Genomic DNA, 24,222 nt, shown 5'->3' on the forward strand with positions numbered 1-24,222 from the left:
TCAATGCGCCGACGTCTTCGCAGGCACCGCCGGCGCACCTTCCCAGCGCGTGTGCGCCGGCAGGTTCTCGCCCTTCATGATGACGGTCAGCAGGCCGATCTGGGCGTAGTCGCCGACATGGGTGTCGTAGAGCACGGTCGCGCCCGCGCCGACGCAGACGCCCTTGCCGAGGCGCACGCGGCCGACCTTCATCACCCGGTCCTCGTAGAGATGGGTCTGCAGCGCCGAATGGGCATTGACCGTGCAGAAATCGCCGACCTTGATGCAGTCGAACTCGGTGATATCCGTGGAATCGAGCCAGACGCCCTTGCCGTATTTCGCGCCGAACAGCATGAGGAACCAGGGCAGGAACGGCGTGCCGCGCAGATAGTCGAACAGCACCTTGCCGCCGAGACCCCAGTACATCACGGCGACAGCCTCGGTGCGCATCGCCCACCACGACCACATCGGCTTCATCACGGGCTTGTAGACGCCCATCATCAGCCATTTCACGGCGGCGCAGATCAGCGCCTGCACGACGGCGATCGCGACTGCTACCCCCATGAAGGACAGGACGAGGCCAAGCCAGTCGCCTTCGTTGATCCTCTGCTGCAGCACCATGTCGACGGCGATCGTGCCGAAGGTGATAAACAGCATCGCCGGGAATGAGGTGTGCAGCGCCTCGAACAGGCCGCGCCCGAACTGCTTTGCGAAGGAGGGCTTGTAGGTCCAGTCGGCGCCGAGGTCGACCTTCTGTCGCGTCGGCAGGCGGATCGGCGGCGAGCCGAACCAGGTATCGCCCGGCTGCATCCGGTCATTGGCCGGAGGCTTGGACTTGATGCCGATCAGTACGCGGTCGGGGATGAGGGCGCCGGGCGGCACCACCGCATCGTTGCCGACGAAGACCTGATCGCCGGTGCGCGTCGCGTCGAGCCGCATATAGCCGCGGCGCATGTCCTCGTCGCCGAAGACGACCTCGTCGGCGATGAAATTGCCGGCGCCGATGCCAGTCAGGTCGTAGCGGCCGGAGAGATTGGTCGAGATTTCCGCACCCTTGCCGATGCTGGCGCCCATCAGACGGTACCAGGCACGCATGTAGATGGTGGCGAAGAGAGAGGAAAGCGTCTCCAGCGTCACCTCGGTCGCCAGCGCCACCGTCCATTTGCGGGCGTAGAAGCTGGAATGGATCGACCAGGAGCCGGAGGTCACGCGCGGCAGGATTGCCCAGCGCAGGCCGGCCATCAGCAGCACGGTGAAGGCGATCAGGCCGATCGCGGTCGGCCAGGTCAGGATCGGCAGGAACCAGAGATAGCTGACGTCCGTCCAGCCGGCGATGAAGTAGTCGATCTTGTCGAACAGCCAGAAGGCCGGGAAGATCGGCAGCAGGCTGACCGGCGGCAGCACCACCAGCATCAGGATGTAGAAGGCCGTCAGCAGCGCGCGCCGGCCGGGCGAGGCATCGGCCTGCGGCGGCAGCGCCGCGACATCGACCGTGCCGATCTTGCGGCCGGGCGTGCCGTCCCAGATTTCGGCGTCGCGAACATGCGCGCCGGGCGGGATGGCGGTTAGGTCACCAATCTCGGCATGGTCGCCGATCACCGCATCGTGGCCGAGCACGACGGAGGCTCCAGCCGAGACGTCCTTGCCGATCTTGATGCGGCCGATGATCAGCTTGTCGCCGATCGCCTCCCCGTTCGCGAAGGTTGTCTTGGAGCCGAAGCTCGTGCCGTCGCCGATCTCGATCAGGTCGATGGCGCCGGCCTCGTAATCGGAGATGATGACGTCGCGGCCGACCTTGGCACCGAGCAGGCGCCAGTAGAAGCGCATCACCGGCGTGCCCTGCAGCCATTTGATATGGACCAGCCCGGCGACGCGGGCGGCGAACCACCAGCGGAAATAATAGACCCCCCAGAGCGGATAGACGCCCGGCTTGGTGCGGCCGAGCACGAGCCATTTCAGCGCGATGGCGATCAGGCCGGTCACGACGATAATCGCGACATAGACGCCGAGCAGCGCGAAGATCTGGCCGAGCAGCGGCAGGTCCTCGCCCGAGAGGATCATGTAGGTGACGAAGACGCCGAGCCACTGCGCCGTCGCGAGGCCGATGATGACCGGCAGCGCCACAGCCTGCGCGAGGCCGCAGAGGAAGCGGCGCAGGAAGGGCGGCGGCGTGAATGACAGGTCCTCGGCCACCGCGGCGCCGCGCTCGTCGAGGAGCGCCGCCATCGCCCGGAGCGTGCGGGCGCCATAGACGTCCTGCAGCGTGATCCCGGCATAGGCCGGCGTCTCGCGAACGATCGAGATGAAACGGGCCGCGAGCAGCGAATGGCCGCCGAGATCGACGAAGAAATCGGCCTCCAGCGGCAAGCTGGCCGTGCCGAGCACGCGCTTGGCCGCCTCCAGCAGCGCAGCTTCGGTCGCGTTTCGTGGCGGCTCCTGTTCGCCATCGGCGCTCGGCGCCGTCAATGGCGCAGCCTTCAGCATCTTGCGGTCGAGCTTGCCGGAGACCATGCGCGGCAGCGAGCCCGCCGCCTCGAAATGCGCCGGCACCATATAGGGCGGCAGCTTCTCGCGCAGCGCCGCGCGCAGCACGGGTCCGTCGACCGCGACGCCGGGCTCCGGCACGACGAAGGCGACGAGCCTCTCGATGCCGTCATCCGTGCGCAGCACGACCGCGGCCTGGGCGACGCCCGGCTCGTCGGCGAGCTTCGATTCGATCTCGCCAAGCTCGACGCGGAAGCCACGAATCTTGATCTGGTCGTCGATGCGGCCGTGGAAGACGATATTGCCGTTCTCGTCGAGGCTGACGGCATCGCCCGAGCGGTAGAGGATCGGATCGCCCTCGCCCGCCACGCCGGCGAAAGGGTTTGCGATGAACTTCTCGGCCGTCAGCTCGGGCCGGCCATGATAGCCCTTGGCCACGCCCGGCCCGCCGATCAGCAATTCGCCCTGCTCGCCCGGCTGGACGAGGCGCATATCCTCGCCGACGACATAGGCGGTGTAGTTCGGGATCGGCTTGCCGATGGTCACGGTCTCGCCGGGGACGACCTCGGCCGCGGTCGCGACCACCGTCGCTTCGGTCGGCCCATAGGTGTTGAGGATGCGCCGGCCGGGCTTCGACCATTTCTGCACGATCGCGGGCGGCAGCGCCTCGCCGCCGAGCAGGATCAACTTCAGCGAGGGCACGTCGGCCGGCAGGATGCCGAGCAGCGTCGGCACGGTGTCGATGATGGTGACGCCGGCCTCGTTCAGGATCGCCGGCAGCTTCTCGGCATCGCCCATCATCTCGGGCGTGGCAACGAACAGCGTCGCGCCGACGAGATAGGGCGTCCAGATCTCCTCCATCGACAGGTCGAAGGCGACCGAGGCGCCCTGGAAGGCGACATCGTCCGGCCCGAAGCCGTAGAGCGCGTTACCCGAGCGCAGGAAATGGCAGATGTTGCGGTGGCTGATGATGATCGCCTTGGGCGTACCCGTCGAGCCGGAGGTGTAGATCAGGTAGGCGGGATGGTCCGACGTCAGGCCGGCGGGACGCGCCAATGGTTCCGCGCCATCGGCGCTGGCCACCAGGCCCTCGGGGGTCCAGATGGCGCGCTCGGTCGCCTCCGCCCGGCCGGCCCAGCCGGTGCAGGTGACGATGCCCTTGGCCTGGGCATCGTCGAGGCAGGTCGCGATGCGCTCGACCGGCGCCTCGGCGTCGAAGGGAATCCAGGCCGCACCGGCCCGCGTGATCGCGATCTGCGCGACGAGAAGGTCGATGCCGCGTGGCATCCACAGGCCGACCATGTCGCCCGGCCCGATACCGGCGAGCTGGAGGCCCCGGGCCTGGCGCCCGGCCTGTGCCCAAACCTCGGCATAGCTCAGGCGGCGGGTGAGATCGGTGAGCGCGGGATGATCGGGGCGGGTCGCGACGGTCGCCGCGAAAATTTCGGCCAGAACCTCGTCCCGAATCAAATCGGGACGCTTCTCGCCAGCCAGCATGGCAAGAGTGTTGGCGGCAGCCGCGTCAGACGCCGCCGACAGCTTCGTCATATCGTTCATCGCGCCCCGCTGCGCTGAAAGGCCCGCCGCTGACACCGCGGCAGACCCTGCCCTCGGTCCTGTAGCGCCCTATCACGCACCCCGTGAAGAAAACCGGAATCGCCGCTCCCGCGCCGCGACATCCGCGTGAGCCCCCCGGCCGGGCAGGCCGCCGCATCACGCCGCTTCGCTAGCATATTCTCCCTGCAAGATCACGCCTGAACCGCCCATGAATGCCACCGGGCCCATCACGGTCCGGCTGTGTGCAAACTCAGAGCCAGTCCGCCTTGTTCCCGCTGACGACGAGCAGCTTGCCCTGCCAGATCTCGACCATCGACGCCTCGCGCGGCGCCACCGCGCCGACCAGCGCCAGCACGGCACGCGCCACGCCGCCATGGCTGACGATCACCGTCTCGCGCTTGAGCTCTTCGAGAACCGGGCGGACGCGCTCGGCCAGCATGCGATAGCTCTCGCCGCCCGGCGGCACGAAGCCCCATTTGTCGCGCTCGCGCAGATGCGCCTGCTCGCGCTCGGCCTTGCGAATGTCGCGCCAGGTGAAGCCCTCCCACTCGCCGAAGGTCAATTCGCGCAGGCGGTCGTCGATCGTGTACCCGTCTTCGGGCAGGGCGAGCTCGCGCCGGAGGATATCCATGGTCTCACGCGCCCGCTGCATCGGCGAGCCGATATAGTCGAGATCGGCATAGGCCGGCTCGAGCGCCTTCAGGCGGCCGGCGGCCTCGGCGGCCTGGCGGCGGCCAAGATCGTTGAGCGGAATGTCCTGCCCGCCTTGCAGCCGGCCCTCGCGATTCCAGTCGGTTTCGCCGTGACGGACGAGGATAAGGCGGTGGGGAAGCGTGAGCGGAACCATGTCACGCTTCTGCACGCCGGCACCGGCAGGGTCAAAGCCCTTGGGCCGCCCGGAGACCCGCTTTCCGCCGATGGCGACAATCGGCCGCTTTCTGTGGCCGAATTTACACGGCCTGTGTATAGCGCCCTAGCTAGTCACCCGCGGAACCACATGTCCCCTGCCCTCACCTTGCCCGACGGCCGCAGCCTCGTCCTGTCCGCGACGCCGCTCGTCATGGGCATCGTCAATATCACGCCCGATTCGTTCTCGGATGGCGGGCTGCTGAAGAGTGCCGAAGCGGCTGTCGCCCATGGCGCACGCCTCGCGGCGGAAGGCGCCGCCATCGTCGATATCGGCGGCGAGTCGACAAGGCCCGGCCACGCCACCGTCGATGCCGCGACCGAGATGGGCCGGGTGCTGCCGGTCATCGCCGGGCTGAAGGCCAAGGTCGACACGCCGATCTCGATCGACAGCTACAAGGCCGAGGTCGCGGAAGCGGCGCTCGCCGCGGGCGCCTCGATCGTCAACGACGTCTGGGGTGCCCAGCGCGACCCGCGCATCGCCGCGGTCGCCGCACGGACCGGCGCGCCGATCATCCTCATGCATAACCGCGAGAGCATAGACGCCTCCATCGACATCTTCGACGATGTGTTGCGCTTCCTCGAACGCTCGATCGCGATCGCGACGCAAGCGGGCGTGCCCCGGAGCCAGATCGTCGTCGACCCCGGCATCGGCTTCGGCAAGACCGTGCGTCAGAATCTCGACCTGATCCGCCATCTCGACCGGCTCGCCGTGCTCGGCTGCCCGGTCCTGCTCGGCGCCTCCCGCAAGTCGACGCTCGGGCGCATCACCGGCCGGGAGGTTCCGGCCGAACGGCTCGCCGCCAGCATCGCCGCGCATCTCTACGGCGCGAGCCGCGGCGCCGCGATCATCCGCGCCCATGACGTCGCCCCGCATATCGACGCGCTGAAGACCTGGGCGGCCATCGAAGACAGCATGAAAGCAGACCTGTGAGCGAAACCGGCCGCATCCTGATCGAGAAACTCGATATCTACGCCTATCACGGCTTCTTCTCGGAAGAGGAGCGGCTGGGCCAGCGCTTCGTGCTCGACCTCGTGCTCGACGCCGATCTGCGCGCCGCCGCCGCCAGCGACCGCTTGGCCGATACCGTCGATTACGGCCGGGCCGTCGCCATCGTCGCCGAGGCCTTCACCGCCCAGCGCTACCATCTGCTCGAAGGCGCGGCCCGTGCCGTGGCACTGGCGATCTTCGAGGCTTTCCCGACTGTCGAGGCTGTCGAGGTCACGCTGCGCAAACCGGCACCGCCAATCCCGGCGACGCTCGGCTCGGTCGGCATCCAGTTGAGGTTCCAGCGTGAAGGTTGAAGCCGCACTCGCCTTCGGCGGCAATATCGGCGACCCCGTCGCGGCCTTCGCCGCGGCGCTGAAGGGACTGCGCGCGCATCCGGCCGTCACGCTCGGCCGGCTGTCCTCGGTCTATCGCACGCCCCCCTGGGGCAAGACCGACCAGCCGGAATTCCTCAACATGGCCGCGCTGGTAGAGACCTCGCTGCAACCGGCGGACCTGCTCGCCTTCTGCCTGGAGCTGGAGCGCGCCGGCGGTCGCGAGCGCCGCGAGCGCTGGGGACCGCGCACGCTCGACATCGACATCCTGACCTATGGCGACGCGATCATCGACCAGGCGCGCCTGCAGATCCCGCACCCGCGCATCCCGGAGCGCGCCTTCGTGCTGACGCCGCTGGCGGAGATCCTGCCGCAGCGCCGGATCGGCGGGCGCAGCGTGGCCGAGCTTCTGGCGGCCGCCACAGACGAAACGATCCGCCGCGACGAGACCGCGACGGATCGTTTGAAGGCTCTGCTGGCTGCCTAGCGCATCGCATCGGATCGATCAGGCCGAGCGGCCGGTCGATCCGACGTAATCACTCGCCCTTGTCGAGCGAGATGTCCGGCGCGGTCGGCACCTTCATGCCGACGACATGGTAGCCGGCATCGACATGCATGATCTCGCCGGTGATGCCGCGCGACATGTCGGAGACGAGGAAGACCGCGGTCTCGCCGACCTCCTCGATCGTGACCGTGCGGCGCAGCGGCGAGTTGTACTCGTTCCAGCGCAGGATGTAGCGGAAATCGCCGATACCGGAGGCGGCGAGCGTCTTGATCGGGCCGGCCGAGATCGCGTTGACGCGGATCTTCGAGGGGCCGAGATCGGCGGCGAGATACTGCACGCTCGACTCGAGAGCAGCCTTGGCGACGCCCATGACGTTGTAGTGCGGCATCCACTTCTCGGCGCCGTAATAGGTCAGCGTCAGCATGGCGCCGCCATCCGGCATCAGCTTCTCGGCGCGCTGGGTGATCGCGGTGAAGGAATAGCAGGAGATCAGCAGCGACTTGGTGAAGTTCGCCTCGCTCGTCTCGACATAGCGGCCGGTCAGCTCGTCCTTGTCGGAGAAGGCGATGCAGTGGACGACGAAATCGAGCTTGCCCCAGAGCTTCTCGACCTCGGCGAAGACCGCGTCGATCGTGGCGCCATCGGTGACGTCGCAATGGCCGACGACATGGCCGCCGAGCTCCTTGGCGAGCGGCTCCACGCGCTTCTTCAGCGCATCGCCCTGATAGGTAAAGGCGAGTTCCGCACCCGCATCGGCCGCAGCCTTGGCGATGCCCCAGGCGATGGACCGGTTATTCGCGACGCCCATCACGAGCCCGCGCTTGCCCTTGAGGAGATTTGCGGTCGGCGAAACGGCGTTGGAATCAGGCATGGGAGACCCGCAGATGAATGACGAGCAGGTCTCTTAGAACAGTCGCAGGAAAACGGGAACCGCTTTGATGCCAGCCTCCACGGCTGAATCGCGCATGAGCGCGCGATCCAACCCGGCTTTCGGCCGAACCGGCATCTCGCCGGCTCAGTTCGCCTCGTCCCGCGCCTTCATCAGCGCGGTGAGTTCGGCATCGCTCGCAGGCATCTCGATATCGATGGCGACGAAGAGATCGCCGACAGCGCCCTTCTCGCCCTTGAGACCCTTGCCGCGCAGGCGGAACTGCCGGGCCGTGCCGGTCAGCGGCGGGATGTTCATCTCGACTGCGCCGGTCAGCGTCGGCACATGCAGCGGCCCGCCGAGCACCGCCTTGGCCAGCGGCACCGCGACGCGGGTGCGCAGATCGTTGCCATCGACGGCGAAGCGGGAATCCGGCTTCACCTTGATGGTCATCATCACGTCGCCGACCTCGCCGGAGAACGGATCGGTCTGGCCGAGCCCGCGCAGGCGCATGACCTTGCCGTCGCTCACCCCCTCGGGAATGGTGATCTCGACCTCGCGCCCGCCCGGCAGCTTGACCCGGCGCGTGCCACCGGTCGTGGCCTGCGCCAAAGTCACCTCGAGCGTAAAACTCTGCTCCGGCGGCTTCTGCGGCTCGGGCTTGCCACGAGCGCGCCGGGAGCCCTCGCCGAAGAGCGAGGAGAAGATGTCGGAGGCGTCGAAGCCGGCATCGCCGCCCCCCGCGCCCGGGCCACCGCGACCGCCAAAGGGATGGCCGCCGCCCTGGCCGAAATTGAACTCGAAGCCCCCGCTGCGCCCGCCCCGGCCGGCACCCATGCCCTCGAAGCCCTGGAAGCGCGGCTTGCCCTCGGCATCGATCTCGCCGCGGTCGAACTGCTTGCGCCTGGTCTCGTCGCCGACGATTTCATAGGCGGCATTGAGCTCGGAGAACTTGTCCTGCGCCTTGGGGTCGTCCCGGTTGCGGTCCGGGTGCAGCTCCTTGGCGCGCTTGCGGAAAGCCTTCTTCAGCTCCGCATCGCTCGCGCCGCGGGCGACGCCCAGAACCTGATAGGGATCGCGCATCCAAAACCTCGTTTCCACGCCATAGCATCGGACCGAAAAGTGGATACCACTTTTCGGAAAAATCCGACGCGATAACAAATATATAGATCACCGTTGTCGCGTCCGTGCGGACGCGCGGCGATCTAGGTCAGACGGCCGGCGCCAATGCCGCCAGCCGTCCGCTTCACCTCATGTGGGGACGGTGTGGCGCATGCGCAACACCTGATCGAGGCCGTTTTGCACCCGGCGCGACGAGGACGCAAGCGGCGTGAAAAACCTCAGCTCAGGCCCTTCCAGGGGCCCATATCCTTGACGGCCCATTCGCCGCCGGAGGGGCGGCAGGCCGTGCCCTGCAGCTTGACCGGCCGGGCCTGCGTCTGAACGCTGGCGATGAAGGCGCGGCAGATCTCGTCGGAGCGCAGGAACGGGCCGCCCACGGGTATGAAGGAGCCCTTGATTCCGCTCTGGGGATTGTCCCAGGAAACGGCGGCTCCGTTGCCTTGCGGATCGAGCGCCACGCCCATCGCGCCATCGGCACGGCGCATGTCTTCCGGTCCCAGATCCGCCGCCAGGCTGGCGAGCGGGCCGGCGTGGTCTGCGCCGCGGGCCGGGAGGACCGAAGAGGTCGTCATTGCCGCGGTTGCGACGATCTCGTCCTCGCTCTTGCTCGACAGCCCGAGAATCGGGAAGGAGACGGAACAGCCGGCGCTCAGCAGCCCCAACAGCATGGCGGCAGCCAGCGGGCGCATGGGGGCTGCGCAACGGTTGAGGCTTTGGAACGCCCCCGCCCCTGCCCTATATAGACCAGCCGATTGAACCCGGATCACTTCTGCGCTCGCCCAACGCCCATTTTCACTGACCGAGGATTAGAACGTGCAACCGTTAACGAGCGGTGACTTCACCGAGGAAAACGAGCCTTTCGCCTTGTTCCAGAAGTGGTTGGACGAGGCCACGAAATCGGAGCCGAACGATCCGACCGGCATGGCGCTCTCGACCGTGGACGCCGAAGGCATGCCGAACAGCCGCATGGTGCTGCTCAAGGGTCACGGACCGGATGGATTCGTTTTCTACACCAACACCGAAAGCCAGAAGGGGCAGGAGCTTATCGGCCAGCCCAAGGCCGCCGCGCTGTTCCACTGGAAGAGCCTGCGCCGGCAGATCCGCATCCGCGGCACAGTGACCCAGGTCACCGACGCCGAGTCAGATGCCTATTTCCAGTCCCGCCCGCGTGACAGCCGCATCGGTGCCTGGGCCTCGCAGCAGTCGCGCCCGCTGGAAAGCCGCTTCGCGCTGGAGAAGGCCGTCGCGAGCTACACGCTGAAATTCGGCATCGGCGAGATTCCGCGCCCGGCCTACTGGCGCGGGTTTCGCATCACCCCGACCTATATCGAGTTCTGGCGCGACGGCGCCTTCCGTCTGCATGACCGCATCATCTTCCGTCGCGAGGCGTCCGACGCGCCCTGGACGAAGACGCGCTTCTACCCCTGAGGAAATCAGCCCCATGGCGATGCCGAAGTTCGATTTTCCGAAGACCGAACCGGGCAAGCGCCCGGTCATGCTGTTGACCGGCGCGAGCCGCGGCATCGGGCACGCCACGGTGATGCAGTTCGCCATGGCGGGCTGGCGCATCCTGTCCTGCTCGCGCCAGGCCTTCTCCGACAAGTGCCCCTGGCCGTCGGGCGCCGACGACCATGTCCAGATCGACCTCGGCGACCCCGAAGACACGATGCGCGGCATTGCCGAGATCAAGAAGCGGCTCGCGGTCGAGGGTGGCAAGCTCAACGCGCTGGTCAACAATGCCGGCATCTCGCCGAAGGGGCGCAATGGCGAACGTCTCGGCGCCGCCACCACCTCGTTCAACGACTGGCACAAGGTCTTCCAGGTCAATTTCTTCGCGCCGATCATGCTGGCGCGCGGCCTGCTCGACGAGCTGACCGCCGCCAAGGGCGCGATCGTCAACGTCTCCTCGATCGCGGGCTCGCGCGTCCATCCCTTCGCCGGGGCGGCCTATGCGACCTCGAAGGCGGCGCTCGCCAGCCTGACCCGCGAGATGGCCGCCGATTTCGGCCCGCTCGGCGTGCGCGTCAACGCGATCTCGCCCGGCGAGATCGACACCTCGATCCTGTCGCCGGGTACCGAGAAGATCGTCGCGACCCTGCCGATGCAGCGCCTCGGCAGGCCCGACGAGGTCGCCAAGGCGATCTATTTCCTCTGCACGGACGCCTCAAGCTACGTCACCGGCTCGGAGCTCCACATCAATGGCGGGCAGCACGTCTGATGCGTGAGTTCCTGGCATGAGCGACGACAGCGGCCAGGTCATCCGCTTCCCCACGCCCGGCCGGGCCGCGGCGCGGCCGGTGCTGGCGGCGTCCATCGCCGTGTTCCGCGATGGCAAGGTGCTGCTGGCGACGCGGACCAAGCCCCCGGCCGACCAGCTCTGGTCGCTGCCGGGCGGCAAGGTCGAGGCCGGCGAAACGCTCGAGGAAGCGGCCCTGCGCGAGCTGGAGGAAGAGGTCGGCGTCAGCGCCCGCATCCTCGGCTTCAACCGCCATGTCGAGATCTTCGGGCGCGATTCGAAGGGCGCGGTGACCCATCATTTCGTCGTCGCCTCCTTCATCGGCGAGTGGCTTTCCGGCGAGCCCCGGACGGGGCCGGAGGCAGGGGCGGTGATGTGGGCCGACCCGCTCAAGCTCGGTGGCCTCGCAACCACGCGCGAACTTGGCGACGTGCTGCGCCGCGCGCACCAGCTCTTCAGTGCCGACTTGTCGGCATCATGATTCCCCGGCTTCGCCATCCGGCGCTGCTGGCCGCCCTGCTCCTGCTGCCGATTACGGCGGAGGCGCAGCAGCGACCCCAACAGCCGGTCGCGAAGCCTCCTGCGACCAAGCCCATCGAACAACAGCCGGCTGAACCGGCCGCCCCGCCCTACGAGCCGCAGCTCCTGCAGCTCTCCGAGATCATGGGCTCGCTCGCCTATCTCAGGACGCTTTGCGGCGGCCGGGAGGCGCAGGACTGGCGGGCGCGCATGGCCGCCCTGATCGAGGCCGAGGGCCGGACGCCACAGCGCCGGGATCGGTTAGCCGCAGCGTTCAATCGCGGCTTCAAGGCCTATTCCCTGACCCATCGCTCCTGTACCGAGGCCAGCCAGGAGGCCTCCTCGCGACTGGCGGCCGAGGGCGAGGTGCTGTCGCGGGCGCTCGCCGGGCGCTATGGCGGATAGGCAACAGCTGTTGCCGTAGCGCTTCTTCCACCGGATTTTCCCGGTCGCGTTAACCTTTCTTAAAGGCCACGGTAGCGTGCCGCTCTGGCACGGCCTATGTCTTGGGCATCGCCCAACCGTCGCGATCCGGAGCAAAAGCGCCGCGATTCGCGTCAGACAGAAGGCTCAAGAGTCCCGTTTCGATGCCGATCCAGCCAGACGACACGATGCTCGACCCGAATCTCGCCGAAGACGACCACGGCGACGTCCGCCGCGTGGCCTATGGCTATGTCGAGGACGCGTTCAACGAGGCGCAGCAGGACGGGCTCGATCCCGACGCCATGGCCCATGCCGCCCTGTTCGCGGCCCTGCGCACGCTGGTCGAGACCTATGGCGAGGACGCGACCGCGACATTCGCCGAAACGCTGGCCGACAAGGTCCGCTGCGGCGCCTTCACCTGCGGCACGCGCCACTGAGCAGGTTGGTCAGGGCGCTCTGGCCGGCTGTGCCCGCACCGCTTCGATGATCCGCAAGACGGCCGCGCTTTCGCCGAGCGGCATCTCCGCGCAAGCGCTTTTCCCCACACGAACCGTCGCCATCACCGCCTCGGCCTGGAACCGAAGGCCGTTGCCGGGAAAGGCGACTTTTTCGCTGATCCGGCCTGACTGGGGAAGACGGTCGAGCAGGCGCGCCATCCCGCCTGTTCCACGCTCGTAAGCCGCGGCTGCACGGCCGGCATCGGCATGCCAGCTCAATCGCTGGGCCTTCAGGAACGGTGCCTCGAAGATGAGCCCACCGCGCTCGCCCTGGACCAGGAACCGGTTCGTCCCGTTCCGGTCGAAGCCGCAGGACAGTTCTGCGGTTGCCGCCGGATAATCCAGCCGGAAGCTGCTGCGCCGGTCGATGCCGGTTCCAGCGGCGAGCCAGCTCCCGCTCACGGCCTGCGGCTCGCCCAGCAGATGCAGGGCCAGCGACAGCGGATAGACGCCGAGATCAAAGGCTGCACCACCGCCAAGAGCGGGATCGAAGAAGCGGCTGCCCGGCTCTTCGGGATGGAGATAGGAGAGATCGGCGCGGATGCGCCGGACCTTGCCGATGCGACCCGCGGCGATCTGCTCGCGCGCCCGGCGAACCGCCGGCAGGAAGCGGCTCCACAGAGCCTCCATCGCGAAGACGCCGCGCTCATCTGCCGCCTGCGCGATCGCCTCGACATCGGCGCTCGCCAGCGCGATCGGCTTCTCGATCAGGACAGGCTTGCCGGCCGCGATGGCCATCAGCGCCTGCGCGGCGTGGAGATGGTTGGGCGTCGCGATATAGACCGCTTCGATCGCGGGATCGGCGAGGAAGGCGGCTTCGTCGTCATAGGCTTTCACCTCGCCGAAGCGCGCCGCAAAGCTCTGCGCCTTCTCGAGGGAACGCGAATGCACGGCGACGATGCGGGCCTGCGGCAAGAGGCCGAGATCGGCAGCGAAGAGCCCGGCAATGGCGCCGGTGCCCATGATCCCCCAGCCGAATGGCTTGTCCTGAGCCAAAGCGCCCCTCCCTCGCTGGCGACGAGCGATAGCGGAGGGGCGTTAAGGCCGGGTTCCTCAGACGGCAAGCGCGAAACCGTCCTTGCGATGGTCGGAGGCGCCGAACATCGCGCCGCGCTTGTGATCGACCCAGATCGCCTGGCAGCCACCGAGCGGCTCCTCGGACCAGACGACATCGTGACCACGCGCCTTGAGATCGGCGGCGATGCTGGCGGGGATCGTCGTCTCCAGCGAAAGCTTGCCGTCATAGGCGAAGCTGCGCGGCGCATCCGAAGCCTGCTGCGGATCGAAGCCGCGGTCGAGGATGCCGGAGAGGAAATGGGCGTGGCCGGTCGACTGGTACTGGCCGCCCATCACACCGAACGGCATGATCGGCTTGCCGTCCTTGGCCAGCATGCCGGGGATGATCGTGTGGAAAGGGCGCTTGCGCGGGGCGATCGCATTGGGATGGCCCTCGATCAGGCGGAAGCCCGAGCCGCGGTTCTGCAGCATGACGCCGGCCTTGGCCGCATAGATGCCGCTGCCGAAGGCGGAGAACAGCGAGTTGATGAAGGAGACCATGTTGCCCTGGCCGTCGACGACGCAGAGATAGATCGTGTCCTTGTGCAGCGGCATGTCGAAGACTTCGGGTGCCGCAGCCTTCTCCAGGCTGATCTCCCGGCGGATGCGGCCGACGAACTGGTCCGACAGGAAGGCCTCGGTGTCGAAGGGGCTGACGGCCGGATCGGCGACCAACGCGTCGCGCTGACGATAGGCCGCCTTGCTGGCTTCGGCGAGGAGATGAATGCGGTCGGCCTCGCTGAGCTTCTCGTCCTTCATGTCGAAGCCTTCGAGGATGCGCGCGATCAGCAGCGCGGCGATGCCCTGGCCGTTCGGCGGGCATTCCCACAGGCGGTGGCCGCGATAATCGGCGCCGATCGGGTCGACATAATCAGGCTTCGAGGCGGCGAAGTCCTCGAGGCTGATCAGGCTGCCGGCGGCGTTGAGCACGGAGACCATATCCTGCGCGAGCTCGCCCTCGTAGAAGGCCGAGCGGCCCTCGCGGGCGATGCGGCGCAGCATGTTGCCGAGCGCGGGGTGGACCATCTTGTCGCCGACGGCCGGGGGATTGCCGCCCGGCAGGTAGACGGCGTTGCCGAGGCCGTGCTTCTCGATGCGGCCCCGCGCCTTGGCCCAGTCGAACGCGACGCGCGGCGTGACGACGAAGCCTTCCTCGGCGGCGCGGATCGCGGCTGAGAAGATCTCGTCGAGGCTCTTGCTGCCATGATCGGCGACGAGGCGGCACCAGGCGTCGATCGCGCCGGGCACGGTGACGGCGTGGGGCGAATCCGCCGCGATCGCGGTCATGCCCTGGCCGAGGAACCAGCCGAGCTCGGCCTTGGCGGCCGAACGGCCTGAGCCGTTGATCGCGACCATCTTGCCATTGGCCGGGGCATAGATCGCGAAGCAGTCGCCGCCGATGCCGGTCATGTGCGGATCAACGACGGCCTGAACGGCAACCGCCGCAATCGCGGCGTCGATGGCATTACCGCCATTGCGCAGGATTTCGACCGCTGCCAGCGTCGCGGCCGGGTGCGAGGTCGCGGCCATGCCGCGATCGCCGACCGCAACCGGCCTGCCCGGGATCATGAAGTCGCGATTGCCCCAGCTCATGCTCGTCTCCACCTCTGCGGCGCCGTCGCTGCGCGGCACCTTGTTCCCCCAACGCTTTGGCGCGCCGGCCGGGGGCTTGGCAATCCCGCCCGGCGCATGGCCGATACCAACCGCCCCTCGCCGCACGCAACGATCGCGATTGACATAGCCGCACATCGGACTATCGCCGCCTCTAAGGACGGGCCGGCCATGCAAGACTACATCCGCAAGATCATCGGGGCGCGCGTCTACGACGTCGCGATCGAAAGCCCGCTCGACCCGCTGCCGCGATTGTCCGCGCGCATCGGCGGCAGCGCCCTGCTGAAGCGCGAGGACCTGCAGCCGGTCTTCTCGTTCAAGCTGCGCGGCGCCTACAACAAGATCGCCGGGCTCACCGCGGTCGAGGCCGAGCGCGGCGTGATCTGCGCCTCGGCCGGCAACCATGCACAGGGCGTGGCGCTGGCGGCGAAGAAGCTCGGCATCAAGGCAACCATCGTGATGCCGCGCACCACGCCGGACATCAAGGTGCAGGCCGTGCGCAGCATGGGCGGACGCGTCGTGCTGCATGGCGAGAATTTCGACGAGGCCTATGGCCATGCCCGCAAGCTCGAAGCCGAGAAGGGGCTGACCTTCGTCCACCCCTATGACGATCCGGACGTGATCGCCGGCCAGGGCACGGTCGGCATGGAAATCCTGCGCCAGCATTCCGAGCCGATCGAGGCGATCTTCGTGCCGATCGGCGGCGGCGGGCTCGCGGCCGGGGTCGCGGTCTACGCGAAATTCCTGCGCCCTGAGATCAAGGTGATCGGCGTCGAGCCGGAGGACGCCGCCTCCATGGCCGGCGCCATCGCGGCGGGGAAGCGCGTCGTGCTCGATCAGGTCGGGCTCTTCGCCGACGGCGTCGCCGTGCGGCAGGCCGGCGAGGAGACGTTCAGGCTCTGCCGCGAATTGCTCGACGAGGTCGTCATCGTCTCGACCGACGAGATCTGCGCGGCGGTGAAGGACATCTTCGAGGATACCCGCGCCATCGCCGAGCCTTCGGGCGCTGTCAGCCTCGCCGGCCTGAAGGCCTATGCGGCGCGCGAGCCCAAGCGCACCGGCGCGCTGATCGCGATCAACAGCGGCGCCAACATGAATTTCGACCGGTTGCGCCATATCGCCGAGCGGGCCGAGATCGGTGAGCACCGCGAGGCGCTGCTGGCGGTGACCATCCCCGAAAGGCCCGGTGCCTACCGCGCCTTCATCGAACTGCTCGGCCGGCGCGCGATCACCGAGTTCAACTACCGCTATTCCGATCCGAAGGCGGCGCGCATCTTCGTTGGTGTGCAGCTCTCCGAGGGCGATGCCGAGAAACGCCAGATCATCGCGATGCTCTCCGAGCACGGCTATCCCGTGCTCGACATGAGCGACAACGAGCTTGCGAAGCTGCATATCCGCTACATGGTCGGCGGCAAGGCGCCGGGGCTCGGCGACGAATTGATCTTCCGCTTCCAGTTCCCGGAGCGGCCGGGCGCGCTGCTGAAGTTCCTCAACAGCCTCTCGGCCGACTGGAACATCTCGCTGTTCCATTACCGCAATCACGGCGCCGATTACGGGCGCATCCTCGCCGGCATCCAGATCCCGCCTTCCCAGCGCGGCCAGCTCGCCAAGCGGCTCGATGCGCTCGGCTATCCCTATTGGAGCGAGAGTGACAACCCGGCCTATCTGTCCTTCCTGGCGGAGATGCCGGCGCCGTGAAACGGCTTAAGGTGCAAGCATGACGCTCGAACAGCTTCGCATCTTCGTCGCCGTCGCCGAACGCGAGCATCTGACGCAAGGCGCGCGCGCCCTCCATCTCACGCAATCGGCCGTGAGCTCCGCGATCACGACGCTGGAGGCGCGCTATGCGACGAAGCTGTTCGACCGAATCGGCCGGCGCATCGCCCTGACCGAGGCCGGGAAGCTCTTCCTGATCGAGGCCCGCGCCGTGCTGGCACGGGCGACGGCAGCGGAAGCGGTGCTCTCCGACCTCTCGGGGCTGGCACGCGGCTCGCTTGCGCTGATGGCGAGCCAGACCGTGGCGAATTACTGGCTGCCGCCGCTGATCCAGCGCTTTCGCCGCGAGCATCCCGGCATCACCGTCTCGCTCGCTCTCGGCAACACGGAGACGGTCAGCGCCGCGATCCATGACGGCGGAGCTGATCTCGGCTTCATCGAGGGCGAGATCGATGACCCGGCGCTGGCGATGACCGAGGTCGACGAGGACGAACTCGTCATCGTCGTGCCGACCGGTCATCCCTGGGCCAAGGCGGCCCCTTCCGCTGCCGAATTGCAGCAAGGCGCGTGGGTCCTGCGCGAACCGGGCTCGGGAACGCGCGCCATGTTCGAGGCGGCACTGCCGGGACTCGGTCTCGCCGCGAACGGTCTCTCCGTGGCGCTGGAATTGCCATCCAACGAGGCGATCTGCGCCGCCGTTGCGTCCGGCGCCGGGGCGACGGCAATTTCGCGGCTCGTCGCCGCCAACGCGATCGCAGCCGGGCGGCTCGCGACCGTGGCGTTGCCGCTGCCGAAGCGCCGCTTCCTCGCTTTGCGCCATAGGGAACGCTATCTCGCCAAGGCGGCGGCGGCGTTCCTCGCGCTTTGTCAGACTGGCTGAAGCTCAGGCTGCCGCAGCAGCGCCCGGCGCGGCGCGCATCAGCATGCCGAAGAGATCGCGGGAATCGTCGGGATCGGCGATCAGATCGAGATCGACATAGGTGCCGGCCCCGCGGATGCGCTCATAGACATAACGCAGAGCCGAAAAGTCCTCGATCGCGAAGCCGACCGAGTCGAACATCGTGATCTGGCGGGTATCGGTGCGGCCCTGAGCCGCCCCCGTGATGACCTTCCAGAGCTCCTCGACCGGATGATCGGCGTCGAGCTGCTGGATGTCGCCCTCGATGCGGGTCTGCGGCGGATACTCGACGAAGATCGAGGAGCGCAGCAGCACGTCGCGGTGGATCTCGGTCTTGCCGGGACAGTCGCCACCGACCGCGTTGATATGGATGCCGGCGCCGACCATGTTGTCGGTCAGGATCGTCGCGTACTGCTTGTCCGCCGTGACGGTGGTGACGATCTCGGCGCCCTCGACCGCTTCCATCGCGGTGGCGCAGCGGGTGATCCTGAAACCATGGCGGGCGAGATTGCGGGCGCATTTCTCTGTCGCGGCCGGATCGACATCGTAAAGCCTGAGGTTCTCGATGCCGAGGATCGCGCGGAAGGCGAAGGCCTGGAACTCGGACTGCGCGCCGTTGCCGATGATCGCCATGGCCGCGGCGTTCTTCGGCGCGAGGTGCTTGGCCGCCACCGCCGACATCGCCGCGGTGCGCAAAGCCGTCAGGATGGTCATCTCGGAGAGCAGCACGGGATAGCCGGTCGCGACATCCGAGAGCAGGCCGAAGGCGGTGACCGTCTGGAGGCCTGCCTTCATGTTCTTGGGGTGGCCGTTGACGTATTTGAAGCCGTAGAGCTTGCCGTCGCTGGTCGGCATCAGTTCGATCACGCCTTCGAGGCTGTGCGAGGCGATGCGCGGCGTCTTGTCGAATATCTCCCAGCGCCGGAAATCGTCCTCGATATAAACAGCGATCTCGGACAGCATCCGCTCGATACCGATCGCATGGACCAGCTTCATCATGTGGTCGACGCTGACGAAAGGCACGACGTTGAGCTGCTGAATCATGGTTCCCCACGCTGTTCTCGTTGAAGGAGCCATTGTCCTCGTTTTCAACGGTAGGCGAAAGAAGCCAAAACGACCAGATCGGGAGCAAGATTGATCGAAATGGCAAAGTGATCTATCCATTTCGGACAATGGACGATCTCGACCGCAAGCTCATCACCCTGCTGCGCCATGACGGGCGGCGCAGCATCTCCGACCTCGCCGCCGATCTCGGCCTGACCCGCGCGACGGTGCGCGCGCGATTGGAGAAGCTGGAGCAATCCGGCGAGATCATCGGCTTCACCGTGATCCTGCGCTCGGATGCGATCGACCTGCCCGTGCGCGGCATCACCATGATCGAGATCGCCGGGCAGGCGGCGGATTCGGTGATCGACGCGCTCTCGGGCTTCACCGAGGTTTCCAGCATCCACACGACCAACGGCAACTGGGACCTGGTGGTCGAGCTCGGCACCTCCGACCTGATCGCCTTCGACCAGGTGCTCCGGCGCATCCGCATGATCCCCGGCGTCACCAACAGCGAGACCAGTCTGCTGCTGGCGACGCCGCGCAGCGTCAAAGCGCGGCTATAGCCTCCACAAGAAGCGCCGCTGCATGGCGGCCATCCGTAAAAGCGGCGCGGCGCCCCGTGACAGGCGCGCATCCGCCCCCTAACGTTATGTCTCGTCAGATACGGCGTTGGTGGCGGCCGGCGATGCATGATCGCGCAGGGCCGCCTTTCGCTTGGACATCGACAGTTCCCGCCCCGGGACTTGGACGATCGGCCGCTTTCCGGCGGATCGTGTGCGCCCTGGGCCAAGACGAAGGCAGGAGACCAGACCATGGCACATGAGCTCGAATTCTATATCGATGGCCAATGGGTGAAGCCGTCGGGCAATCGCACGCTCGGCGTGGTCGATCCGTCGAACGAGGAAGTCTTCGCCACGATCGCGCTCGGCGAGCAGGCCGATGTCGACAAAGCCGTCGCCGCCGCCCGCGCCGCCTTCCCGGCGTTTGCCGCGACCTCCAAGGCCGATCGCCTCGCCCTGATGCGCCGCCTCGCCGAGGCCTACAAGAAGCGCTACGACGACATCGCCAACATCCTCTCGCGCGAAATGGGCGCGCCGAAGGAACTGGCGCACCGCTCGCAGGCGGCGATGGGCACCGCCCATCTCGCCAAGATGATCGAGACGCTCGAAAACTTCGAGTTCGAAGAGCTGCGCGGCACCACCCTGATCGCCAAGGAGCCGATCGGCGTCGTCGGCATGATCACGCCGTGGAACTGGCCGCTCAACCAGATCATGTGCAAGGTCGCGCCCGCGCTAGCCGCCGGCTGCACCATGGTGCTGAAGCCCTCCGAGATCGCGCCGCTCAACGCCATCATCTTCGCCGAGGCGATGGAAGAGGCCGGCGTGCCGAAGGGCGTGTTCAATCTCATCAACGGCGACGGCCCGACGGTCGGCGAAGCGATCTCGCGTCATCCCGGCGTCGACATGGTGTCGTTCACCGGCTCGACCCGCGCCGGCATCCTCGTCGCCAAGGCGGCGGCGGATACCGTCAAGCGCGTGCATCAGGAGCTCGGCGGCAAGTCGGCCAACATCATCCTGGACGATGCCGACCTGAAGAAGTCGGTGAAGCTCGGCGTCGAGAGCGTGATGCGCAACTCCGGCCAGTCCTGCAACGCGCCGACCCGGATGTTCGTGCCGGAGAAGCTGCATGAGGAAGCGCTCGCCATCGCCAAGCAGGTCGCCGAGCCGCTCAAGGTCGGCGCTCCCTCCGCCGACGGAGTGTTCCTCGGCCCGGTCGTGAGCGAGGCGCAGTTCGAGAAGGTCCAGCGCCTGATCGAGGCCGGCATCAAGGAAGGCGCGACGCTGGTTACCGGCGGCGCGGGCCGCCCGGAAGGCCTGAACCGCGGCTACTATGTCCGCCCGACCGTGTTCGGCGGCGTCACCGACGACATGACGATCGCCCGCGAGGAGATCTTCGGCCCCGTGCTGTCGATCCTGCCCTACAAGAGCGAGGACGAGGTCGTCTCGCGCGCCAACGACACGCCTTACGGCCTGGCGTCCTATGTCCAGTCCGGCTCGCAGGAGCGCGCCCGCAAGGTCGCCTCGCAGATGCGCTCGGGCAATGTCTACATCAACTACCCGGCCTGGGACGCCGGCGCACCCTTCGGCGGCTACAAGCAGTCCGGCAACGGCCGCGAATATGCCGGCTTCGGCCTCGAGGAGTTCTTGGAGATCAAGGGCACGGTCGGTTACGCCGCGGCCTGATCGAATAGCGATCCGAAGACGACGAGGCCCGGTGGACCAAACGCCACCGGGCCTTCATTTTATGCCCGTTTCAATCGATTGAGAGGCCTGAGCCATGGTCAATCCGAACCGCTATGACGCGATGCGCTATAACCGCTGCGGCCGCAGCGGATTGATGCTGCCGGCGCTCTCGCTCGGCCTCTGGCAGAATTTCGGCGAGACCGGCCAACACGCCAACATGCGCGAGATCTGCCGCACGGCCTTCGATCTCGGCATCACCCATTTCGACCTCGCCAATAATTACGGGCCGCCCCCCGGCTCGGCCGAGACCGCCTTTGGCGAAATCCTCCGCCAGGACTTCACCGGCTATCGCGACGAACTGGTGATCTCGACCAAGGCCGGCTACCGGATGTGGCCCGGCCCCTATGGCGAATGGGGCAGCCGCAAATACCTGATCTCCAGCCTCGACCAGAGCCTGAAGCGGATGAAGCTCGACTATGTCGACATCTTCTATTCGCATCGCTTCGACCCGAACATGCCGCTGGAGGAGACGATGGGCGCGCTCGACGCCATCGTGCGCCAGGGCAAGGCGCTCTATGTCGGCCTCTCCTCCTACAATGCGAAGCGCACGCAGGAGGCGGTCGCCATCCTGCGCCGGCTCGGCACGCCCTGCCTGATCCACCAGCCGAGCTATTCGATGCTCAATCGCTGGATCGAGCAGGACCGTCTGCTCGACACGCTCGACGCGGAAGGCATCGGCTCGATCGTGTTCTCGCCGCTGGCGCAGGGCATGCTGACCGACAAATATCTCAAGGGCGTGCCGGCCGGCAGCCGCGCCGACAAGAAGGCACCGTCCTTCCGCGACGGCTTTCTCAGCGAAGGCAATCTCAGGAGCATCGCGGCGCTGAACGAGATCGCGGCGGCACGTGGCCAGAGCCTCGCACAGATGGCAATCGCCTGGGTGCTGCGCGGCGGGCGCGTGACCTCGGCACTGATCGGCGCGAGCCGGCCGGAGCAGGTCACGGACTGCGTCGCGGCGCTGAAGAACGCGGAATTCTCGGCCGAGGAGTTGGCCGCGATCGACAAGCATGCCGTCGATGGCGGGATCAATATCTGGGCGGCTTCGGCGGAGCGGTAAGACGCCTCGACTACCTTTCTGCAGTCATCCCGGGCGACCGAAGGGCGCGGCTAACGCGGCTTGTCTGGGATGACCGACGATGAGAGGCGCGCCTCAATCCTCTTCCGACACCGCTGCGATCGGGAGCGCGCTGGAGCGCTTCACCTGTCCCAGCGCAAAACTCGACTCGATCGAGGCGACGCCGTCAAGGCGCGTGAGCTTGTCCTTGAGAAAGCGCTCATAGGCCGGCAGGTCACGCACCACGATGCGCAGGAGATAGTCGCGCTGGCCGGTCATCAGGTAGCAATCGACCACCTCGGGCCAGCGCGCCACGGCCTGCGAGAAGCGGTCGAGCTCGTCCTCGCGCTGGCGCTCCAGCTTGATCGAGACGAAGACGCTGATCGGCAGCCCGACCTTGGTCTGGTCGATGATCGCGGCATAGCCGGTGATCACGCCCGCCTCCTCCAGGATGCGGATGCGACGCGCGCAGGGTGAGGCGGACAGGCCCACGCGCTCGGCGAGATCCTGCACCGACAGGCGCGAATTGATCTGCAACTCCGCGATGATCTTGCGGTCGAGCGCATCGAGGCGCAGGCGTGCCATGCCCTGTCTCCGGTCCCGGCTGAGATCGCTCTATGACAGGAGAGGAAGCCCGCCACCACCGGCATCTCCACCAAAACAGATGGCAGCGACGGCATGACACTGGCGCGAAGAGGCCGGCCGCGCTATCCGATGCCTACAATCCATTGAATGTATGGAGTCGAGCTTGGCTATGGCCGAAAGCGACCAAGCGATCCGCTGGACCAGCCGGCTCGATCCGGCAGCCGGACCGCGCTACCTGCAGATCGTGGCACAGCTCGAACAGGCCGTCGCGACCGGGCTGTTGCGGCCGGGCGATCGCCTCCCACCGCAACGCCGGTTGGCCGAGCATCTCGCGGTCGATCTCACCACGGTGACCCGCGCCTTCGGCGAGGCTCGCGAGCGCGGGCTGATCGATGCCGTGACGGGGCGCGGCTCCTTCATCTCGGCACGGCAGGAGCAGGAAGGCCCGCCGCTCGATCTCAGCATGACGATCCCGCCGGCGCCGAAAGGCCTGCGGCTGGGCGAACTGATGCAGCGCGGCATCGCCGAAATTCTGGCGCGCAGCGATGCCGACCAGTTGATGAACTATCATGGCGGTGCGGGCTCGCTGGCCGAGCGCGCGGCCGGAGCTGCCTGGCTTGCGCCTTTGATGGGAACGCTCCCACCACAGCGAATCGCGGTCGTACCGGGAGCCCAGACGGGGCTCAATGCCTTGCTCTCGCTGCTGGCCCGCCCCGGCGACACGATCCTGACGGAGCCGCTGACCTATCCCGGGCTGATCGGCGCGGCGCGGCAGCGTGGGCTCGTGATGGCGCCTGTTGCCAGCGATGACGATGGCCCGCTGCCCAAGGCGCTGGACGAAGCCGCGCTGCGCTCCGGGGCGCGACTGTTTGCCCTGACGCCGACGCTGCAGAACCCAACCTGCATAACCATTCCGGAACAGCGCCGGCAGGAGCTCGTCACTGTTGCCCGCCGACGCGACCTCGTCCTGATCGAGGACGACCCCTACAGCCTGCTTGCCGGCGATGCGCCCGCGCCTATGGCCGCCTTGGCGCCGGAGCGCACATGGCATGTCGCGACCTTGTCGAAAGTGCTGACGCCCGGCCTGCGCACGGCGTTCGTCGTCATGCCGGAAGGGGTAGACGGCGCTCCGTTCCTCGCCGCGCTGCGTTCAACAGCCCTGATGCCCGCGCCTTTGATGGCGGCGCTGGCCACGCATTGGATCAGGATCGGCACGGCCCGTGACTTGATTGAAGCCGTCCGGCGCGAAGCGGCCGAGCGGCAGTCGCTGGCACGGGAGATCTTGCCCGAGACGATGCAGGGACACCCCTATGCCCTGCATGTCTGGCAACCGCTCCCGCCCTATTGGGAGCGCGACAGCCTGATCGAGCGCGCCCGCGTGGCGGGACTTGGCGTGATGGCCGCCGATGCATTCAGCACGGATGGGAGGGCGCCGGATGCGATCCGGATCGCACTCGGCGCGATCCCGGAACGGGCAAGGCTGGCGGAGGCTCTCGGCTTGCTCGCCAGATTGATTCGCGACGGGCGCTGAGC

Annotated in this window: 23 protein-coding genes; 14 read left to right on the forward strand and 9 right to left on the reverse strand. The window is 67.3% G+C overall.

The window, feature by feature from the left end; genetic code table 11:
- Together Q9235_RS22595 and Q9235_RS22600 are read right to left on the reverse strand one after the other, a co-directional pair.
- Window positions 1-4,020, reverse strand: a complete 4,020-nt coding sequence (locus tag Q9235_RS22595) for a Pls/PosA family non-ribosomal peptide synthetase (protein ID WP_422678228.1) — start codon at window positions 4,018-4,020, stop codon at window positions 1-3.
- Window positions 4,021-4,270: 250 nt separating this feature from the next.
- Window positions 4,271-4,867, reverse strand: a complete 597-nt coding sequence (locus Q9235_RS22600) for a histidine phosphatase family protein (RefSeq protein ID WP_306224014.1) — start codon at window positions 4,865-4,867, stop codon at window positions 4,271-4,273.
- A 150-nt stretch (window positions 4,868-5,017) separates the two neighbouring features.
- On the opposite strand from Q9235_RS22600, the gene folP reads away from it, so the two are divergent.
- Genes folP through folK form a run of 3 tightly spaced genes read left to right on the forward strand, consistent with a single transcriptional unit; the run spans window position 5,018 to window position 6,736 of the window.
- The gene (gene folP, locus Q9235_RS22605; protein ID WP_306224015.1) at window positions 5,018-5,860 is read left to right on the forward strand and encodes a dihydropteroate synthase; all 843 of its coding nucleotides are present in this window, start codon (window positions 5,018-5,020) and stop codon (window positions 5,858-5,860) included.
- Window positions 5,857-6,231: a dihydroneopterin aldolase gene (gene folB / locus Q9235_RS22610; RefSeq protein ID WP_306224016.1), complete on the forward strand. Its 375-nt coding sequence runs from the start codon at window positions 5,857-5,859 to the stop codon at window positions 6,229-6,231. The genes folP and folB overlap by 4 nt, the downstream gene beginning before the upstream one ends.
- Window positions 6,221-6,736 (forward strand): 2-amino-4-hydroxy-6-hydroxymethyldihydropteridine diphosphokinase, encoded by a 516-nt coding sequence (gene folK / locus Q9235_RS22615; RefSeq protein WP_306224017.1) that lies wholly within the window; start codon window positions 6,221-6,223, stop codon window positions 6,734-6,736. The genes folB and folK overlap by 11 nt, the downstream gene beginning before the upstream one ends.
- Before the next feature lie 49 nt (window positions 6,737-6,785).
- Here folK and fabI read toward each other — a convergent pair whose 3' ends face one another.
- From fabI to Q9235_RS22630, 3 genes are all read right to left on the reverse strand, one after another.
- The gene (gene fabI / locus Q9235_RS22620) at window positions 6,786-7,625 is read right to left on the reverse strand and encodes an enoyl-ACP reductase FabI (protein WP_306224018.1); all 840 of its coding nucleotides are present in this window, start codon (window positions 7,623-7,625) and stop codon (window positions 6,786-6,788) included.
- A gap of 144 nt (window positions 7,626-7,769) precedes the next feature.
- Window positions 7,770-8,705, reverse strand: a complete 936-nt coding sequence (locus Q9235_RS22625; protein WP_306224019.1) for a DnaJ C-terminal domain-containing protein — start codon at window positions 8,703-8,705, stop codon at window positions 7,770-7,772.
- Window positions 8,706-8,962: 257 nt separating this feature from the next.
- Complete coding sequence (locus Q9235_RS22630; RefSeq protein ID WP_306224020.1) at window positions 8,963-9,433, reverse strand: RT0821/Lpp0805 family surface protein; 471 nt, start codon at window positions 9,431-9,433, stop codon at window positions 8,963-8,965.
- 124 nt (window positions 9,434-9,557) lie between these two features.
- On the opposite strand from Q9235_RS22630, the gene pdxH reads away from it, so the two are divergent.
- From pdxH to Q9235_RS22655, 5 genes are all read left to right on the forward strand, one after another.
- Window positions 9,558-10,172: a pyridoxamine 5'-phosphate oxidase gene (gene pdxH, locus Q9235_RS22635; protein ID WP_306224021.1), complete on the forward strand. Its 615-nt coding sequence runs from the start codon at window positions 9,558-9,560 to the stop codon at window positions 10,170-10,172.
- Window positions 10,173-10,239: 67 nt separating this feature from the next.
- The gene (locus Q9235_RS22640) at window positions 10,240-10,962 is read left to right on the forward strand and encodes an SDR family NAD(P)-dependent oxidoreductase (RefSeq protein ID WP_306228412.1); all 723 of its coding nucleotides are present in this window, start codon (window positions 10,240-10,242) and stop codon (window positions 10,960-10,962) included.
- Window positions 10,963-10,978: 16 nt separating this feature from the next.
- Window positions 10,979-11,461, forward strand: a complete 483-nt coding sequence (locus tag Q9235_RS22645; RefSeq protein WP_306224022.1) for an NUDIX hydrolase — start codon at window positions 10,979-10,981, stop codon at window positions 11,459-11,461.
- Window positions 11,458-11,904 (forward strand): TIGR02301 family protein, encoded by a 447-nt coding sequence (locus tag Q9235_RS22650; protein WP_306224023.1) that lies wholly within the window; start codon window positions 11,458-11,460, stop codon window positions 11,902-11,904. Before Q9235_RS22645 ends, Q9235_RS22650 begins: the two co-directional genes overlap by 4 nt.
- 182 nt (window positions 11,905-12,086) lie before the next feature.
- Window positions 12,087-12,359, forward strand: coding sequence for a hypothetical protein (locus tag Q9235_RS22655; RefSeq protein WP_306224024.1), 273 nt, complete (start codon window positions 12,087-12,089; stop codon window positions 12,357-12,359).
- A gap of 9 nt (window positions 12,360-12,368) precedes the next feature.
- Here Q9235_RS22655 and Q9235_RS22660 read toward each other — a convergent pair whose 3' ends face one another.
- On the reverse strand, window positions 12,369-13,382 hold the full coding sequence (locus Q9235_RS22660) for a Gfo/Idh/MocA family protein (RefSeq protein WP_340355927.1): 1,014 nt from the start codon (window positions 13,380-13,382) through the stop codon (window positions 12,369-12,371).
- A gap of 90 nt (window positions 13,383-13,472) precedes the next feature.
- Complete coding sequence (ggt, locus tag Q9235_RS22665) at window positions 13,473-15,068, reverse strand: gamma-glutamyltransferase (RefSeq protein ID WP_306224027.1); 1,596 nt, start codon at window positions 15,066-15,068, stop codon at window positions 13,473-13,475.
- Between the two features lie 189 nt (window positions 15,069-15,257).
- Here ggt and ilvA point away from each other — a divergent pair, with 189 nt between their 5' ends.
- Both ilvA and Q9235_RS22675 read left to right on the forward strand, forming a co-directional pair.
- Window positions 15,258-16,784 (forward strand): threonine ammonia-lyase, biosynthetic, encoded by a 1,527-nt coding sequence (gene ilvA / locus Q9235_RS22670; RefSeq protein WP_422678229.1) that lies wholly within the window; start codon window positions 15,258-15,260, stop codon window positions 16,782-16,784.
- 19 nt (window positions 16,785-16,803) lie between these two features.
- Complete coding sequence (locus tag Q9235_RS22675) at window positions 16,804-17,682, forward strand: LysR family transcriptional regulator (protein ID WP_306224029.1); 879 nt, start codon at window positions 16,804-16,806, stop codon at window positions 17,680-17,682.
- Window positions 17,683-17,685: 3 nt separating this feature from the next.
- On the opposite strand, the gene Q9235_RS22680 is transcribed toward Q9235_RS22675, so the two are convergent.
- On the reverse strand, window positions 17,686-18,744 hold the full coding sequence (locus tag Q9235_RS22680; RefSeq protein ID WP_306224030.1) for an ornithine cyclodeaminase: 1,059 nt from the start codon (window positions 18,742-18,744) through the stop codon (window positions 17,686-17,688).
- Between the two features lie 128 nt (window positions 18,745-18,872).
- On the opposite strand from Q9235_RS22680, the gene Q9235_RS22685 reads away from it, so the two are divergent.
- The 3 genes from Q9235_RS22685 (at window position 18,873) to mgrA (ending at window position 22,107) form a co-directional block, all read left to right on the forward strand.
- Window positions 18,873-19,310 carry an Lrp/AsnC family transcriptional regulator gene (locus Q9235_RS22685; protein ID WP_293799244.1) on the forward strand — a complete coding sequence of 146 codons (438 nt, stop codon included), beginning with the start codon at window positions 18,873-18,875 and terminating at the stop codon, window positions 19,308-19,310.
- A 249-nt stretch (window positions 19,311-19,559) separates the two neighbouring features.
- Window positions 19,560-20,990 (forward strand): aldehyde dehydrogenase family protein, encoded by a 1,431-nt coding sequence (locus Q9235_RS22690; protein WP_306224031.1) that lies wholly within the window; start codon window positions 19,560-19,562, stop codon window positions 20,988-20,990.
- Window positions 20,991-21,084: 94 nt separating this feature from the next.
- Window positions 21,085-22,107 (forward strand): L-glyceraldehyde 3-phosphate reductase, encoded by a 1,023-nt coding sequence (mgrA, locus tag Q9235_RS22695; RefSeq protein ID WP_306224032.1) that lies wholly within the window; start codon window positions 21,085-21,087, stop codon window positions 22,105-22,107.
- 93 nt (window positions 22,108-22,200) lie between these two features.
- On the opposite strand, the gene Q9235_RS22700 is transcribed toward mgrA, so the two are convergent.
- A complete protein-coding gene (locus Q9235_RS22700) occupies window positions 22,201-22,689 on the reverse strand; it encodes an Lrp/AsnC family transcriptional regulator (protein WP_306224033.1) in 489 nt (162 codons plus the stop codon).
- A gap of 169 nt (window positions 22,690-22,858) precedes the next feature.
- On the opposite strand from Q9235_RS22700, the gene Q9235_RS22705 reads away from it, so the two are divergent.
- Window positions 22,859-24,220, forward strand: coding sequence for an aminotransferase-like domain-containing protein (locus tag Q9235_RS22705; RefSeq protein WP_306228414.1), 1,362 nt, complete (start codon window positions 22,859-22,861; stop codon window positions 24,218-24,220).
- Window positions 24,221-24,222 lie beyond the last annotated feature (2 nt).

Source organism: Bosea beijingensis (genome assembly GCF_030758975.1).
GTDB classification, from domain to species: domain Bacteria; phylum Pseudomonadota; class Alphaproteobacteria; order Rhizobiales; family Beijerinckiaceae; genus Allobosea; species Allobosea beijingensis.

Bases quoted from the DNA above. Each gene is read 5' to 3' on its own strand.
- Q9235_RS22595 (WP_422678228.1), bottom strand. From the start codon at position 4,020: ATGAACGATATGACGAAGCTGTCGGCGGCGTCTGACGCGGCTGCCGCC.
- Q9235_RS22600 (WP_306224014.1), bottom strand. From the start codon at position 4,867: ATGGTTCCGCTCACGCTTCCCCACCGCCTTATCCTCGTCCGTCACGGC.
- folP (WP_306224015.1), top strand. From the start codon at position 5,018: ATGTCCCCTGCCCTCACCTTGCCCGACGGCCGCAGCCTCGTCCTGTCC.
- fabI (WP_306224018.1), bottom strand. From the start codon at position 7,625: ATGCCTGATTCCAACGCCGTTTCGCCGACCGCAAATCTCCTCAAGGGC.
- Q9235_RS22625 (WP_306224019.1), bottom strand. From the start codon at position 8,705: ATGCGCGATCCCTATCAGGTTCTGGGCGTCGCCCGCGGCGCGAGCGAT.
- Q9235_RS22630 (WP_306224020.1), bottom strand. From the start codon at position 9,433: ATGCGCCCGCTGGCTGCCGCCATGCTGTTGGGGCTGCTGAGCGCCGGC.
- Q9235_RS22640 (WP_306228412.1), top strand. From the start codon at position 10,240: ATGCTGTTGACCGGCGCGAGCCGCGGCATCGGGCACGCCACGGTGATG.
- Q9235_RS22645 (WP_306224022.1), top strand. From the start codon at position 10,979: ATGAGCGACGACAGCGGCCAGGTCATCCGCTTCCCCACGCCCGGCCGG.
- Q9235_RS22650 (WP_306224023.1), top strand. From the start codon at position 11,458: ATGATTCCCCGGCTTCGCCATCCGGCGCTGCTGGCCGCCCTGCTCCTG.
- Q9235_RS22655 (WP_306224024.1), top strand. From the start codon at position 12,087: ATGCCGATCCAGCCAGACGACACGATGCTCGACCCGAATCTCGCCGAA.
- Q9235_RS22660 (WP_340355927.1), bottom strand. From the start codon at position 13,382: ATGGGCACCGGCGCCATTGCCGGGCTCTTCGCTGCCGATCTCGGCCTC.
- ggt (WP_306224027.1), bottom strand. From the start codon at position 15,068: ATGAGCTGGGGCAATCGCGACTTCATGATCCCGGGCAGGCCGGTTGCG.
- ilvA (WP_422678229.1), top strand. From the start codon at position 15,258: ATGCAAGACTACATCCGCAAGATCATCGGGGCGCGCGTCTACGACGTC.
- Q9235_RS22675 (WP_306224029.1), top strand. From the start codon at position 16,804: ATGACGCTCGAACAGCTTCGCATCTTCGTCGCCGTCGCCGAACGCGAG.
- Q9235_RS22680 (WP_306224030.1), bottom strand. From the start codon at position 18,744: ATGATTCAGCAGCTCAACGTCGTGCCTTTCGTCAGCGTCGACCACATG.
- Q9235_RS22685 (WP_293799244.1), top strand. From the start codon at position 18,873: ATGGACGATCTCGACCGCAAGCTCATCACCCTGCTGCGCCATGACGGG.
- Q9235_RS22690 (WP_306224031.1), top strand. From the start codon at position 19,560: ATGGCACATGAGCTCGAATTCTATATCGATGGCCAATGGGTGAAGCCG.
- mgrA (WP_306224032.1), top strand. From the start codon at position 21,085: ATGGTCAATCCGAACCGCTATGACGCGATGCGCTATAACCGCTGCGGC.
- Q9235_RS22700 (WP_306224033.1), bottom strand. From the start codon at position 22,689: ATGGCACGCCTGCGCCTCGATGCGCTCGACCGCAAGATCATCGCGGAG.
- Q9235_RS22705 (WP_306228414.1), top strand. From the start codon at position 22,859: ATGGCCGAAAGCGACCAAGCGATCCGCTGGACCAGCCGGCTCGATCCG.